Annotated in this window: 2 tRNA genes; both read right to left on the reverse strand. The window is 51.4% G+C overall.

Annotation, left to right across the window (positions count from 1 at the left end):
* Position 1: 1 nt before the first annotated feature.
* Positions 2-77: transfer RNA gene (locus tag M0413_RS22820), tRNA-Glu, on the reverse strand.
* A gap of 98 nt (positions 78-175) precedes the next feature.
* Positions 176-251 (reverse strand) — tRNA-Glu (locus M0413_RS22825).
* Positions 252-259: the final 8 nt, after the last annotated feature.

The following is a 259-nucleotide window of genomic DNA, read 5'->3' on the forward strand; positions in this document are numbered from 1 at the left end:
GTGGTATCCCCTAGGGGATTCGAACCCCTGTTACCGCCGTGAAAGGGCGGTGTCCTAGGCCTCTAGACGAAGGGGACACAAGGACTTATGTTTTTCCTCATAACTGAGGTCTTGCGATTTATCTCAAACAACTCGTTAGTCATTTGGAATGCACTCTATCTTATTAGGGATAGAGTGGTATCCCCTAGGGGATTCGAACCCCTGTTACCGCCGTGAAAGGGCGGTGTCCTAGGCCTCTAGACGAAGGGGACACAAGGAC

Origin of the sequence: Shewanella sp. 8A, assembly GCF_023475945.1 — a bacterium.
In the GTDB taxonomy this organism is placed as follows: domain Bacteria; phylum Pseudomonadota; class Gammaproteobacteria; order Enterobacterales; family Shewanellaceae; genus Shewanella; species Shewanella xiamenensis.